This is a genomic window from Bradyrhizobium sp. P5_C11_2 (genome assembly GCF_054049755.1).
Genome location: NZ_JBFULT010000153.1, coordinates 1 through 13562, shown reverse-complemented (window position 1 = coordinate 13562; position 13562 = coordinate 1). Strand labels below are relative to the sequence as shown.

11 protein-coding genes, 1 pseudogene and 1 other annotated feature are annotated in these 13562 nt (G+C 61.0%); of the genes and pseudogenes, 5 read left to right on the top strand and 7 right to left on the bottom strand.

Annotated elements, in window-relative coordinates:
* The coding region (locus ACXJL8_RS16685) for an IS5 family transposase (RefSeq protein ID WP_456685262.1) at positions 1-412 on the top strand (412 nt) is incomplete at its 5' end.
* A gap of 888 nt (positions 413-1300) precedes the next feature.
* Here the strand turns inward: ACXJL8_RS16685 and ACXJL8_RS16680 are convergent.
* The 3 genes from ACXJL8_RS16680 to ACXJL8_RS16670 all read right to left on the bottom strand — a co-directional run bounded on the left by ACXJL8_RS16680 (position 1301) and on the right by ACXJL8_RS16670 (position 3428).
* Positions 1301-1561, bottom strand: a complete 261-nt coding sequence (locus ACXJL8_RS16680; RefSeq protein ID WP_456685261.1) for a hypothetical protein — start codon at positions 1559-1561, stop codon at positions 1301-1303.
* A gap of 1091 nt (positions 1562-2652) precedes the next feature.
* Positions 2653-2940, bottom strand: coding sequence for a hypothetical protein (locus ACXJL8_RS16675; RefSeq protein WP_456685260.1), 288 nt, complete (start codon positions 2938-2940; stop codon positions 2653-2655).
* 143 nt (positions 2941-3083) lie between these two features.
* On the bottom strand, positions 3084-3428 hold the full coding sequence (locus tag ACXJL8_RS16670) for a GCG_CRPN prefix-to-repeats domain-containing protein (protein WP_456685259.1): 345 nt from the start codon (positions 3426-3428) through the stop codon (positions 3084-3086).
* A 1135-nt stretch (positions 3429-4563) separates the two neighbouring features.
* Here ACXJL8_RS16670 and aqpZ point away from each other — a divergent pair.
* Both aqpZ and ACXJL8_RS16660 read left to right on the top strand, forming a co-directional pair.
* Positions 4564-5298, top strand: coding sequence for an aquaporin Z (gene aqpZ / locus ACXJL8_RS16665; protein ID WP_456685258.1), 735 nt, complete (start codon positions 4564-4566; stop codon positions 5296-5298).
* Positions 5299-6305: 1007 nt separating this feature from the next.
* A pseudogene (locus ACXJL8_RS16660) lies at positions 6306-7536 on the top strand (IS3 family transposase).
* Positions 6589-6705: a sequence feature (AL1L pseudoknot), on the top strand. (Overlaps the previous pseudogene by 117 nt.)
* A gap of 260 nt (positions 7537-7796) precedes the next feature.
* Here ACXJL8_RS16660 and ACXJL8_RS16655 read toward each other — a convergent pair.
* Complete coding sequence (locus tag ACXJL8_RS16655; RefSeq protein WP_456685257.1) at positions 7797-8186, bottom strand: hypothetical protein; 390 nt, start codon at positions 8184-8186, stop codon at positions 7797-7799.
* Positions 8187-8497: 311 nt separating this feature from the next.
* Here ACXJL8_RS16655 and ACXJL8_RS16650 point away from each other — a divergent pair, with 311 nt between their 5' ends.
* Positions 8498-8737 (top strand): hypothetical protein, encoded by a 240-nt coding sequence (locus ACXJL8_RS16650; RefSeq protein WP_456685256.1) that lies wholly within the window; start codon positions 8498-8500, stop codon positions 8735-8737.
* 662 nt (positions 8738-9399) lie between these two features.
* Here ACXJL8_RS16650 and ACXJL8_RS16645 read toward each other — a convergent pair.
* Entirely contained in the window at positions 9400-9699 is a 300-nt protein-coding gene (locus ACXJL8_RS16645) for a hypothetical protein (RefSeq protein WP_456685255.1), read from the bottom strand.
* Between the two features lie 177 nt (positions 9700-9876).
* Positions 9877-11025, bottom strand: a complete 1149-nt coding sequence (locus ACXJL8_RS16640) for an AraC family transcriptional regulator (RefSeq protein ID WP_456685254.1) — start codon at positions 11023-11025, stop codon at positions 9877-9879.
* 664 nt (positions 11026-11689) lie between these two features.
* On the opposite strand from ACXJL8_RS16640, the gene ACXJL8_RS16635 reads away from it, so the two are divergent.
* Positions 11690-11959, top strand: a complete 270-nt coding sequence (locus ACXJL8_RS16635; RefSeq protein ID WP_456685253.1) for a hypothetical protein — start codon at positions 11690-11692, stop codon at positions 11957-11959.
* 1407 nt (positions 11960-13366) lie between these two features.
* Here ACXJL8_RS16635 and ACXJL8_RS16630 read toward each other — a convergent pair.
* A partial coding sequence (locus tag ACXJL8_RS16630) for a transposase (protein WP_456685252.1) occupies positions 13367-13562 on the bottom strand: 196 nt, incomplete at its 5' end.

The following is a 13562-nucleotide window of genomic DNA, read 5'->3' as shown; positions in this document are numbered from 1 at the left end:
TGGCCGCTCGCGTGGCGGCTATGGCACCAAGGCTTGCGTRATCGCCGACGGGCAGGGCCGCGCCATCGCCTTCCGGCTGGCATCGGGACAGGCGCACGAACTGCCCCATGCGGTTCCATTGCTCGACCAACTGCCAGGCGTGCCCAAGTGGGTCGTCGGAGACCGCGGCTACACCRGTCACGCCTTCCGCGAGCACATCTGGAACATGGGTGCGCGCCCCGCGATCCCGCCTCAGCRCCACGAGACCCCCGTCGCCTGCCCGGACTGGATCTACAACAATCGCAATCAGGTCGAGCGCCTCTGGGCGAGGCTCAAGGAATRGCGTGCCATCGCAACCCGCTACGAGAAAACCGCCACAAGCTTCATGGGTGTCCTGTCCCTCGCCGCAGCCCTCGACTGGCTCAAGCGATGACACGCCCTAGACGGCACTTGGCCGCAACCCACGCTTCGGGTGCCATGCCCTGCTGCTTCGGCAGCCTGCGGATTAGCTTCCGGGCGGCTCGTCCATCTGGTTTTGCCGGGACCAGCCCGTCCGGCATCTCGCCTCGGCATAGACAACTCGCACACGTACATCTGCCGGCCAGCAACTTGGACGAACACCTCATTCACATCGATGCGGGCGCTTGCTTCAATGACCTCTTCAGGCTCGCCGCCAACGACTGCAGCGGTCATCCCGTCCATTCTATGCTCAACCAACGTCGGAGCGTCTAATTTCAGCTCCTCAATTAGCCTAGCAACATTGCTTGTCAGATTACTATACGGGAAGCACTCGCTGGAAGTGCTGCAATGAGTCTCAAGTCGCTGCGAACGGGCTAATTTTTGCTGCAGTCGCTATCAAAAAACGGGTTTGTCACGGGCCCGGTACCTTGCGCACTGAGCGTGCCTCGTCAGGGCGCCTGAAGAGCTCTGAGTCGGTTCCGGCAGCAAGGACGCGTATCCATTCGTCGGTGGCATAATCCCGGAGAAGCGGAAGTGACGCCTTCAGCTCGGACAGGCGGCGCGTCAGCGAGTGACCGTTGTGGATTGATGCCCGCGGGCATGCGGAATCGGACTATTTCGGGAACCGCGCCTGCAAAGAACTGTCGATTAGGCGGAATTGGGTGCGACGGTTGTTCAGGGTCTCACGACGCCCGTTCGGGACCAGGTCAGGCGTTCCTGACAGGAACGTATCATTCTCGCCGTGATTGCTGCGGCCGGGCTTCTCGCGCTCCGCTGGATCGCCGCGATCCTGTGCGCAGCTTGGCAGATTGTGACTGCACACTCCGGAATGGGCGCAACGCGATGAGCGCCGAACCCGTTCTTACGCGGCGTCCAAATCATTCCAGCTCAAGGCGAAGCTGAATTCCCGCCGGAAGTGGTACACGCCCGATTTCCGCGTAGCGGCTTCGGCGTCATCTAAATCGAAACCGAGCAGTTTTTCGACCGGGATATTGAGAATTCGGGACAGCTCCCAACTCACACCATCCAGAAAACCGGGGATCGGTTGATCCTGCCGAACGGCACAGAACTCGTTGGTCCGGTCAACTCTGGAGAAGACATAAAATATTTTGCGCGCGCACATAGTACGCCCCCTATCGACGCGATGAAATCTGTATCTTCTGCATCGCTGTCAATAGACCAGATTCGCCGACAACGGTCAAGCTTTTGCCACCTTGCCGCCCGGTCCCTGCCTTAATGCTCGCATTCAAATCGGGCAGTAATTCGAAGCGGTATCGATATAGCGATGCGGTGCTTGTCGTTGGGCTTCATGGCAGCTCCCTGATCGCGCGGTGAGGAAACCGCGAAACGCTTATCGGCTTCTCAGTCCGGGTCGAAGGTCGGCGACGCCAGCATATTACGCTGCGCGATCGTGCGCTCCCACAACACGAGGTTTACGCACTTTCGCCCGTAGTGCCAGCTCAGCCTGAACGGGCAACCTCGAGGCCTCTTGGAAACGCCTTTGCCTTACTTTGAGGGCCACCTGAGTCAATATCAGCTTTTCCGCTTGATTTACTCTTCCCCGGGCTCGCCGAGATCTCTCGAAGGACACTCTGAACGCATCGTATCCACAGAGCTCGATGAATCTTGCTATATCAAACCCAATTGCCTCGCTGATCAAATCACGGTTGCTGCACGGCCCGTTCTTGAAGCAAAGCATCGAGCCCTCCCAAGCGCGCCATCTCCGTCTTTCTATGATAACGTGTGTGATGAAAAAACGTCACAGATCGATGTACTGCTAAGATGTTCGTCGCGCAGCCGGGAGGATTTTCGCATGCCGGGCCACTCGATCCACGTCAAGCTAGACGGCAGAACCTACTCAGGCACGTTCAAGGTTGACCGAAAACTCATGAAGGTCACGACGATTTATGGAWAAAGACCGCTCCTGTAGACAAGGCGCAACACACGGTACTTGCACCGAGATTTTGGGAAGAGCTTATACTGCTGGAAAAGGCACGGAAGAGCTCCACCTTGTAATCGGTGTCGCGGGTCGCTTTATTAGGCAATATGCGAGTCGGTGCAGGCCGCGGCGCCGCTATTGTTCGTCCGAAACCCTGTGTCTGCAAACGGGTTCGGTAAGGCCTCGGATAGGAAGTGCGCGGCGAACGTGACGAGATAATGCAATCAGATCCGCCAATTGATTAGCTTTTATTGGTAGAAAGTCGTTAATCAGGTTCACTGATTAGCCTTCAGAGGCCGCCAGTTAGACTCGATCAGCTGTAAATCTGATGCCGGTGTAGGCGATCTCCGAATCTGCACTTGAGCCATCGCGCCCCCTGGGTTTCGGTGGTCGTTGGCCAAGCGATCGAGCATAGCTAGAACGACGAACGTGGCCAAGAGCAGGTAGGTAATCCAGAGCACGGCTCTGACGTGCTCGGCATGTTGCTCTAGATGCACGATCAGGATGGCGCCGGCCGTGAACATAGCCGCCATCGCTATAGGCATGATCAGAGGGGCAGACATCGTTCTATCCCGAACCGCCAGCATAGCGAGCGCCTGAGCGATTGTGCGGTGCCGCCAGGCCGGTCGCTTGATGCGACGGGTCGCCTCAAACCATCCGTTTGTCGATCCCACGGCCGGACCGGGCGTGCTGACGCCTTTGCCACCTATCGGCGAAAGCCTCGGCCGCCGTGGAAGCCTCGGCCGCCATGGAAGCCGCCGCTTCTGTAGACGCCGACGCGTCGCCCGCCGTAGACTCCGCCGCGGCGATATCCATAGGCTCCTGCGCGGTACCCATAAACGCCCCGGTAGCCGTAGACACCACGCCCACCATAGTAGCCCCCATAACCGTTCCGACGGCAGCCGCCATACGGTCCGCGGTGAAAGCCGATGCCGCAGCCCCCGGCCGCCTCGGCCACGCTGACGCCGAACCGCCCCTTCTCCAGTGCGCCCAGGCTAAGCCAACTCCCAAGGAACAGAGCGACAAACACCAACAGCCTTATGCGTCGCATCTCGTGCACTCCACTGTGATCCAAAGCACGCCAAAAAGTGTTAACGCCGCAACGAACGACATCGTGGTCCAGTGTGGATACTATATGCACACGCTGCTTGATTAATCGGGACAGCGGTAAACGCTTGTTGCCGAAATATCCGCTTGAGCTCGGCAGTTCACGACGAGCTTGAACCGGACGACAATCGCTGAACTGGCGCGGTCCAGGACATCAGTAAGGGTAGGCGGCGATAGCTTGGTGCTGGTGCTTGCCTCAACAAGGCCAGAAGGAGCCAGCGCAGCGCTCCAGCCGTTGTCGGAGCCAACGCCTGGGCGTCGGATACAGCTTCTTTCTCAACCCACTCGCGCAATACCACTATGAGCTCTTGTAGTGAGTTCCTTGCCGGCTTTGGGCTTTTGGGCCGACCGCGCGCAAGCACAGACGCCGGCGTTCCGAGAATGGGCCACACAAATGCACTTAGTGAGCTCTGCCGCTTCGGCCCTGCCCCATAGCTTATGTCAATGGCCGTGTCTCGCCGGATCAAGCAGCGCACGCAGGAAGTGCGAAGATGGGATGGCGGGGCCTTCAGGCCAGCGACGAGGTGAGGGAGATGATGATGCCGTATCTGAGACTTACAGGACTCTCTGTCGCTGCGGCGCTTGTGCTCGGTCTGGGAAGCGGGCCGCAGGCTGCCCCGCTCAGCAACTCACATTCCGCGATTGAGGCGGCCGGAGCTGCCTCTGACTTGGTGATCAAGACCGGGACCGTGGGAATGGATCGTCGGGGAGATCGCCGGACGGATCGGCACGACCGCAGGAACGACCGGCGCCGCTGATACGAGCAGCTGAACTGACCGACCTTGTCGCCGTCTGGGATCGGCGAACGTGCTCTCAGGAGCAGTTCGCGCTCGGACGCCGTCGCGTCTCGTGGTGAGGCGCGACAGGACCGACGGAGTAACGCGCTGACGCCGCCAAGTGTCATCGCTGCAGCCGTCGCAATGATGAGTTCCGGCCTCACGACGGCTGAAGGTTTGCAGAAGTCGGGAGCTTGCTGAGATCGTTGATCCTGCGTGTCTCCGCACCACGGATCTGCCCAGAATGTTCGTAGCCCACCGATTAAGCCGGTCCAGTTCGTTCTCTGGGCAGAGGAGCCAAGCATGGACATCCGCAAGTGCAGCGCCGAGGCGATCGGCACTTTCTGGCTCACTTTTGCCGGCTGCGGCAGTGCCGTCATCGCCGCCGGGTTCCCGCAGGTCGGAATCGGCCTGCTTGGGGTCTCCGCCGCCTTCGGCCTGACCGTGGTCACCATGGCCTACGCCATCGGCCACATCTCGGGGTGTCACCTCAACCCAGCAGTCACCATCAGGCTTGCGGCGGGCGGGCGCTTCCCGACCCGCGACATCGCTCCGTACGTGGTTTCACAGGTCATCGGCGGCGCGGCTGCCGCGGCGCTGCTCTACGCCATCGCGAGCGGCTCGCCGGAGTTCGACCTTGCGAAGGGCTTTGCCGCCAATGGCTACGGCGAGCACTCGCCGGGCCACTACGGACTGCTTTCGTGCCTCTTGGTCGAGGTGGTGCTCACGATGATGTTCCTCTTCGTCATCATGGGGGCGACGCACGGCAAGGCGCCGGTCGGCTTCGCGCCTCTGGCCATCGGGCTTTGCCTGACGCTCGTTCACCTCGTCGGCATTCCGGTGACGAACCTGTCGGTCAACCCGGCGCGCAGCACGGGGCCGGCCCTGTTCGCCGGCAGTTGGGCGATAGCACAGCTCTGGCTGTTCTGGGTTGCCCCGATGGTCGGTGGCGCGCTGGGCGGAATGCTCTACCGCTGGCTAAGCGAGCAACCCGCGGCTCAGATTACCGGCATAGCACCGGCCGCCCCGGCAGAGTGAGCCTTCCTATTGACGGCTCCGAAACTGCAGTTCGTCCGGCCCTCACGCTCTCCACAGCTTGGCTGCATAGCGGGCTGAGGGCCTCAACGCCGCGCGCTCAAGAGAGGACATGATGAGAGGCGGACCTCTTCCGGGAATGCCCGGAGATCAAACCCTCAATGGGCCACGCTGACCTTTCTCATCGACTTCTGATCGCGCTTATAATTCGAAATAGCGGCCGAACAGCCGAGCGATAGTTGATTGACGTTGACCCGGAAGCACACTTCGATCTCGGGTCCGCCTGGGGAAATAAGACTACATTGAGCCACGTAGTCGCCGGTGCAGCTCTGTTAGAGAGCCTCACGAACAGGTGACTGTTGGCCGAGTGCTGCGGCTGGAAACATGCCAACAGCCAGCATAAAATGGGTACCTAGCATTCTCATATCTATCTCCCTAATTGTAAAACCAAACCGTAAGAAGATGATAAAGCACAGGGCGCAGAAAATCACCTCGGCAGCAAGTGAGGCGAAACCGTTCCAGACACACTTTCGATTGACTCCGCTTTTGCTCTAAATAATATAAGGTGTAAATTTTGGGATGATTCAGGATCTTTTATACAAACGCATATAAAATGACAGCTATAATGCCCCGTTATTTTGAATTAGAATCAAAACTCCGGTTCGAGCGATTGTGCCAGTGCATTGGCTGACGGGGCCTTCGCCCGAGCCGGGCCTATTTTGCGTCTATATTCTTGTTTGGCCCCATGCTCGTGAAGCTGCGGTTGCCCGATCGCCGAAGGGCAGTCGTTACAGTCTTGCACACGATGGCAACGATCCTCACGGACCAGCCCTCCACGGGATGAAACGCCTTCCTCCTCAGGTGCATGCAACTGGGGGCGGCACTGAACTCGGGAACAGTTTTACCGATCTTGAAGCGGTGATTATAGCGCGTGCGAAGGTCGTTTCGGGCGTGCCCAGATGAACCGCCCCGAGATTTTCGGAGGCTCCAACTCTTGAGAGACTGGAGCCATGACGAAGCATACTCCACCCTTTTCCCCTGAGGTTCGCGAGCGGGCGGTCCGGCTGGTTCGGGAGCACGAGAGCGAGCACGGCTCGCAATGGGCTGCGATCCAGTCGATCGCGGCCAAGATCGGTTGCTCGGGCGAAACGCTGCGCAATTGGGTGCGCCAGGCCGAACGCGATCGAGGGGGGGGCGAGCTGGACCAACGAGCGACGAGCGCGAGCGGATCAAGGCGCTGGAGCGGGAGGTGCGCGAGCTCCGGCAAGCCAACGAGATCCTGAGGAAGGCGTCGGCGTATTTTGCCCAGGCGGAGCTCGACCGCCGGTTCCGGTCATGATTGCCTTCATCGCCGATCACCGGGAGACCTACGGGGTCGAGCCGATCTGCAGGGTGCTGCCGATCGCCCCGTCGACCTACCACGCCCATGCCGCACGGCGGGCTGATCCCGGCAGGCTGCCGGCTCGGGCCAAGCGCGATGCGATGCTGATGGTCGAGATCCGGCGCGTGCACGCGGCCAACTTCGGCGTCTACGGGGTCCGGAAGGTCTGGCGCCAACTCGCCCGCGAGGGGATCGCGGTGGCGCGCTGCACGGTCGCCCGGCTGATGCGAGCGATGGGCCTGGCCGGTGTCGTCCGAGGGCGCAGGGTCCGCACCACCGCTCCCGATCCAGCCGCGACCTGCCCGCTTGACCGGGTCAATCGGCAGTTCAAGGCCGAGTGCCCGAACCGGCTATGGGTCGCCGACTTCACCTACGTGGCGACCTGGGTCGGGTTCGTCTACGTGGCCTTCGTCATCGACGCCTTCGCCCGCCGGATCGTCGGCTGGCGGGTGTCGTCCTCGGCTCGGGCGGACTTCGTGCTCGATGCCTTGGAGCAGGCCCTTCACGAGCGCTGCCCCTTCGCTGGCAGTGGCCTCGTCTGCCACTCCAACCGCGGCTCGCAATACGTCAGCATCCGCTACACCGAACGCCTCACTGAGGCCGGCATCGAACCGTCCGTCGGCAGCGTCGGCGACTCGTACGATAACGCCCTCGCCGAGACGATCATCGGCCTGTTCAAGACCGAGGTGATCCACCGGCGTGGGCCGTGGCGCTCCTTCGAGGCCGTCGAGTACGCCACGCTCGAATGGGTGGACTGGTTCAATCACCGTCGGCTGCTCGAACCGATCGGCCACATCCCTCCAGCCGAGGCGGAAGCGCGCTATTATACCCAGGCCGAGGTCCAAGCCTTGGCCGCATGACCCAAACCAAACGGCCTCCGGGAAACCCGGCGCGGTTCAAGAAGCGCAAGAACGAGAGCGTACCGGAGCAGGGCAAAGACCCTAAGTTGTGGCACGATCAGAGTGTCGCGCATCGCCCTCTCCCGGTCCCCAAAACAGCGACCACATGAGCGAGTCTGCTGTCCCGCCCGATCATTCGCCGGATGCGATGGACCGGCACAGCTCTTCCTACAATGCCATCCTTTCGGTGCCCGCTGCCAAGTCTCGTCAAACCCAGGCCTTCAGCGTGAGATCACACGGACAACTCTGCGCGAGTCAAGATCGATGACGACCGCCTGGTCATCAGGAGATATGTAGTAGCCGTAATATCCATCCGGGTTTAGCCCCGCGAGCGAAACATTTTGAAATGAACCCAACCCCAGCCAGCCCGGGATCACGCTGCCGCGCCCGACTCGCACACCGCTCGCTTCGGTGTAGTGAGGTCCCGCATCAAACAGCGTTTGGATCGTCCCGCTCTCGTCACCCTGCATGAGAACGCCGTGATCGGCGAGATGCGGATTGACACGCAGCACCAGCGGTTCAGCAAGAGCCAGCGAGCCAGTCAGGAGACTCGCCGCCGCAACTCCGGCTCCGGTGAGCAGGCCTGTTGCGCGAGTTCGCATGGTAGACATGGTTTTCTCCCCGGATAAGCGGTAGGCGAACGCCGCGATAGGCGCTCTGATGTAGTAGAATCATCAGGCCCCCGGTGCTTGATCCTTCGGGACGTGCCGAGAACTTTCAAATAAAAATATTTAGATAAATTCAACCTCCATCCGCCTGGCGCGGAGCCTCTAGAGGGTAATCGCAGAGGATCCAGTCTTCGGGGCGACCAGACGCTCTGTTTTCGACGGCGCGCATCACCTTGAAAGCTCACATGGCATGTGCAATGAGTATCGGCAGGTATTCGACCATGGTTTCGCCCCAGTGCGGGCGAAGAATGGCAATGATCATGGGTGATTCTCCTATCTTCGAAGTCCGGATTACGACCTGCGAGACGGGCAGCATTCTGCACGCGCCGACTGAACGCGAGGTGGCGACGAAGGCGGAAACTCTTGTCCGCAGGGTTCATGCACGCGGCGAGCTGATCGGCTTCAGCATCAAAGGACCAAGCGCGGCCGGTATAGGCCGGATCAAGGCGTACCTTGAGGGTGTCTTGGTCGAGGTTGCACAAGCGAGCACCTGACTCAATTCGTCTGCGGTCAAGAAGCCTCACATCGTGGGCCCTGTGCAGCTCGTCGGATCAAGCAGGCTGTCCGGTTCAGCGTTTAGTATGACCGAAATTGAAGGAATGATGCTGCGCGGGCCTCGCATCGTCTGTTGGAGTGTACACCAGCACGCCGGCCACGGGCCGGCGATCGCTTCGACTTGGCAGGATGCGCTCGTCAGACAAGATGGGAGCGAACAATGGCCCTGGTGCTTCGATCCATCTAAATCGCAAGGGCGAGCCGCGTGCGGGAGGCAGCAAAGCGGGAGGCACGCGCTAAGCCGCTAGCGAGCATCGTCACGGACGGCGGTCGTTACCGGACCATCGGCAGTCTTCAGCCTCTGGCYGTGGCTATGATTGCCGCGTTGGTGACGTCGGCGCTGCTCTGGCTGGCCCTCTGAGGCCTGAACGAGCGGCGGAGATAAGGCGGTGGATGCCAGAGCCGCAGATGCTTCGACCGATCTCTGCGCCGCCCCTTTCACGCCAGGACCGCTGTCGTGGGGAGCCACATTCAGCGAGATTGCGTTCCGTCAAATGATTAGCTCTTCCACGCCAAACGCCAATCGCTCCTGGACCCAGCAGCACCCGAGCCGACGCATCAGTGCTGTGCCTCCACCTCACTTCCGTTGATGCTGGTAGGGCTACAAACGGCCGGTACCTCGCCGTCGAAGACGGTCTTGATCACCTGAGCCACGCTGGCGCCCACCTCTGGGGCGGATCGACTTCGGCCGCCGAGTGGCCTCGGGCAGCACGGTATCGTGGTCCAGAAGATTGATACGCTCCCGTTCGTGCAGCACGAGCGCGTTCATTACCAGGGCCGCCAGTGACTGATCGGCCAATGCCCCGGGTTCCTTCACGGTCTCTGCGGAATTGTTCGCTTGCATCAGGACCAGCTCGGTCAGCTGCTCGGGGGTGAAGGGATCGTCGGTGGTGTCGCTCATGCCCAGCCAGGATAGCTACAGCGCCAGTTCCTCAAATCCGGCAATCTGCACCTGCAGCTGATCCTCCGTTGACCAGCCGCACAATCGCATAGGCTATTATCGCAACACGGTGCCGCCGGGTTCCCGCGGATTACCGAACTGACAGTCGGCTTTGGCGAAGAACTCGCCTTACGGCCCTCAGTGAACCAGTTTAGGGCCCGGCGGRTTAGGCGGCAGATCTTTACCCTGCGGTTCGGTGTCCTTCGACCGGTTCTCCAGCCTCCAGACGCTCGGGGCCTTGCCCGACCAGCGCCGGAACGCGTGCGTGAAGGCTGCGGGTTCGGAGAAGTGCAGGGCCTCTGAGATCTGCGTCAAGCTCAAGCCGGTGTCGACCAGCAGCCGCTGTGCCACCCGTAACTGCGTTTCATCGGCGAGCTGCTTGAAGCTCGTGCCCTCCGCCCGCAACCGGCGGGCCATGGTGCGGCGGTTCGTCATTTTCTGGTGCGCCACCCGGTCAGCCGTGCAGCGCTGCCGTGTGATAGCGGTCTGAAGGTAGCAGCGCAGCTCGTCCGTCAACGTGTAGGGCTGATCGACCCCGGTTTGGCGGATCCGCTCCTCGAGGTCTCGGCGGGCAACCGGATCCGCGCCCGCGATCGGCTGCTCCAGGAGTTCGGCCGGGAACACCAGGGCAGCCACCTCCTCGTCAAACCGGAGCGGCGCGCGGAAGAAGACGCTGTAGGGCCGCCTGTCTCGCGGGGCGGAGCGCGGCAGCAATACCTCAAAAGGAGTCCAGCCGGACCCGCACAGCCCCCGCAGCACGTTGGTCATCGTGGCGAGCGCGCGCTCGGAATGGGGGGCCGCTACCTCGGGCCTCGGATCGTAGGGTGAGTGGCTGAGGACCGACACGCCGTGGCAAGTGCCGAGCCCGACCACCGCGCCCCAGTTCCGCTTGCCCACTTGCTCTTCGAGCGCTCGCAGGGCGTCCCCGACCGTGTCCGAGTTGCGCATCAGCAGTCCGATCGGCCCGAGCGAGGCCAGGGTGTTCCGCTGACCGACGAGGAGGCCGAGATGGCGACAGCCGGTGCGCTCGGCTCCGAGGGCAATCAGGCGGCCGAACGCGGCGTAGGAGACAAGGGGGTTACCGCCGTCGAAGAGAGCCGGATCGAGACCGATCTCGGCCACAAGGGCGTCGGCATTTGCGCCGAATTCGACGAGGACAGCGTAGAGCGCTCGTGCGACCTCGGGATGGATGAAACCGACAGGCTGCGTTTCAGGCCAGCGGGAAGTTCCGGCTGCGGGGGACGGATCCGAGCGGCCGTTCGTGTGTGGCGCGATAGGGTATGCCATGGCGTGGGTCCCCTTGATTCCGGATCCGCTTGATCCCGATAACCTAGGTTATTCCTGCGACCATGGTTGATCCGTCCTCTTCGATCAAGTTTTGTATTTAGAAACGCATTGACATAAATCTGCTGTCGTTACTTTTTCAAAATCGGATTGCGCAATATCCTTCATTTAATATTGTATTCGAGGCACGCCGCCCATCCAGATGACCCAAACCTCCCGCGGAATCGCTTAAATGCGAGCTTCTCTTTCGGCTCGTTCGATGACGGAGGGCGGCGCCTTTTTATCGTTCAGCGGCTCGACTCAGTAGTGCCGGTCCATTCTCCGGTGGTGCCGATAGTCCCGTCGGTCCATTCTCCGGTCGTGGCGCGCCATCCGACGGTCGTGCCGACGCATCATTCCCATGGTCTGCACCTTAATTATTGGCCCGTCCGCGATCCCGAACGCGCCAATCGCTGACTGAGAACCCATCAGCGGGGCCGCACTTGCTCCGCCACTCAGTCCGAGCGCAAGAGCTGCAGCGATGGACAGCCCCGCAAGTCCCAGCTTCGGCATCGTCATCTCCTGACTTTGTCACAGGCCCGAGAACAGGCTCTGCCGTTACCTTCTAGCTGTAATGACGAGCGGTGCTTGATCGGACGAGACACGGCTATCGGACGCGCAGTGGCAGATGGCCATTCGTAGCGGACGTGCAGGTGGCCGGCACGAAGCGCGTCATTTGCAACCTGACATCGCCGAGAGCCACTTGCGTGTGAGGGCGCGTGCGGTGAAACGATCGACCGGGGGTTCCATCGATGCGACCGGCTACTTGCAGGATCGGTCGGAAATTTGGCAAGCTTTAATCGCTCTGGCCATCAACGTTCACACGACGGTCGACCTGGCGTCAGCAGCGAACATCTTGCAGGACCGATTGCGGGACTCGATCAATATCTCGACGTAGAGCCCGCACGCTGATGTTTGACGGAAGGTCAAGCGGACAGACTGCGGGCCGCCCCGTATCGCTTCACCTGGAATTGGTGCTGCGGATGGCGACATTGATGCGCCTGCCCTCGCGGTGCCAGAGCCAGGCCGTCCCTGATAGCCGGTGGCCAGCGATCAGGACGGATACCGGGATACCCGGAATCTTCTCCTGCTAATAACCATCGCCACTGGGGGTTAGCGATTCACGTACAGCCCATGCCCTACCAGCACGGCGCGGAATAACTCTCACCAACCTCTTTCCTTTAGGGGGCAAGGAACGGTGCCCTGTAGACCGTCGGCAAGCGTCCTGCACCTACCGCTGCCGCTGACACACTGGGCAGGAAGGGCATGCCCTGACGGTCAGTCGGAACGGAGGCCATCCATAAGGACAAGCGGTCTCAATTGCGCGGCTGGCCGTTGGCAGGGCCGCCGGCATGAGAGCCAGAATAGCCGTAGGCCGGCGGCTTCAACGGCCGTACCACTGGCTGCACCGCGACGCCACTATTCAGATCATTGGCAGGGCCGCCGGCATGAGAGCCAGAATTGCCGTAGGCCGGCGGCTTTACTGGCCGTACCACTGGTTGCACCGCGCCGCCTCTATTCAGATCATCGGCAGGTCCGCCAGCGTGGGGACCCGAGTAGCGGTAAGCTGGTGATGTGGTCTGAGCCATCGCGCTCGGCAGACCGCAGACGAGTATCAAGGCGGCAACATCGAGTGGAAGATTTATCCTCATAGCAATCTCCAATGAGCGTCGCTCGTTTTTGGGTTCCGGCGCGTCCTGAGCCGCGTTCTGAGCCCAAGAAGCGGGCTCTAACCGTCAGCACGGCGAGGGCATACTTCGACGACCACTTCGGTCACGGCACGCGGCAGCATACAGAGGTTGGACAAGTCAGCTTGATTGGCTGGGACAGTGGCCCTGCATATCGGGATGGATTTCGGCGTCCCTACAATAAAGCAGTCATGACGCTCATGAGACAGGGGCGATCTCAACCGGATACATATATATGTATATTCAAAATTGATCGGAATCATCCCTCAGATTTCGTCCGAGATATCGGGATAATCGGTCGAGGCGTCTGACGAGAAACATGACGGCTGCCGCGTAGAGGAAGGTGTTGGCGGAAGCGTCGATTGCGGCTAATCTAGTCAAAGAGCCGTAGAAAATCGCGTCCAAGACCACCAGCGGTGTCCAGACCAGAGGCCGACCACATTGAGCCCTGCACAGGTGCAGGAGGAGTCCTCACGCGCTCCCGTATTGCCGAGCGGTGTACCGCCTCATACGGGAGCGGAGGTGGGCAACGGTGTGGGAGCTATTGCCGCTCCCACAACAGAGCCGGACAAGACCTAGCCATCGCCTTCCGACCTCGCAACGCGGATTAGGGCGTGTCATCGCTTGAGCCAGTCGAGGGCTGCGGCGAGGGACAGGACACCCATGAAGCTTGTGGCGGTTTTCTCGTAGCGGGTTGCGATGGCACGCCATTCCTTGAGCCTCGCCCAGAGGCGCTCGACCTGATTGCGATTGTTGTAGATCCAGTCCGGGCAGGCGACGGGGGTCTCGTGGCGCTGAGGCGGGATCGCGGGG

What these genes read in the sequence shown, in the direction of transcription:
- ACXJL8_RS16650 (WP_456685256.1), top strand. Translation starts at nt 8,498, where the DNA reads ATGATCATGGGTGATTCTCCTATCTTCGAAGTCCGGATTACGACCTGC.
- ACXJL8_RS16645 (WP_456685255.1), bottom strand. Translation starts at nt 9,699, where the DNA reads ATGAGCGACACCACCGACGATCCCTTCACCCCCGAGCAGCTGACCGAG.
- ACXJL8_RS16670 (WP_456685259.1), bottom strand. Translation starts at nt 3,428, where the DNA reads ATGCGACGCATAAGGCTGTTGGTGTTTGTCGCTCTGTTCCTTGGGAGT.
- aqpZ (WP_456685258.1), top strand. Translation starts at nt 4,564, where the DNA reads ATGGACATCCGCAAGTGCAGCGCCGAGGCGATCGGCACTTTCTGGCTC.
- ACXJL8_RS16635 (WP_456685253.1), top strand. Translation starts at nt 11,690, where the DNA reads ATGGCCATTCGTAGCGGACGTGCAGGTGGCCGGCACGAAGCGCGTCAT.
- ACXJL8_RS16680 (WP_456685261.1), bottom strand. Translation starts at nt 1,561, where the DNA reads ATGTGCGCGCGCAAAATATTTTATGTCTTCTCCAGAGTTGACCGGACC.
- ACXJL8_RS16655 (WP_456685257.1), bottom strand. Translation starts at nt 8,186, where the DNA reads ATGTCTACCATGCGAACTCGCGCAACAGGCCTGCTCACCGGAGCCGGA.
- ACXJL8_RS16675 (WP_456685260.1), bottom strand. Translation starts at nt 2,940, where the DNA reads ATGTCTGCCCCTCTGATCATGCCTATAGCGATGGCGGCTATGTTCACG.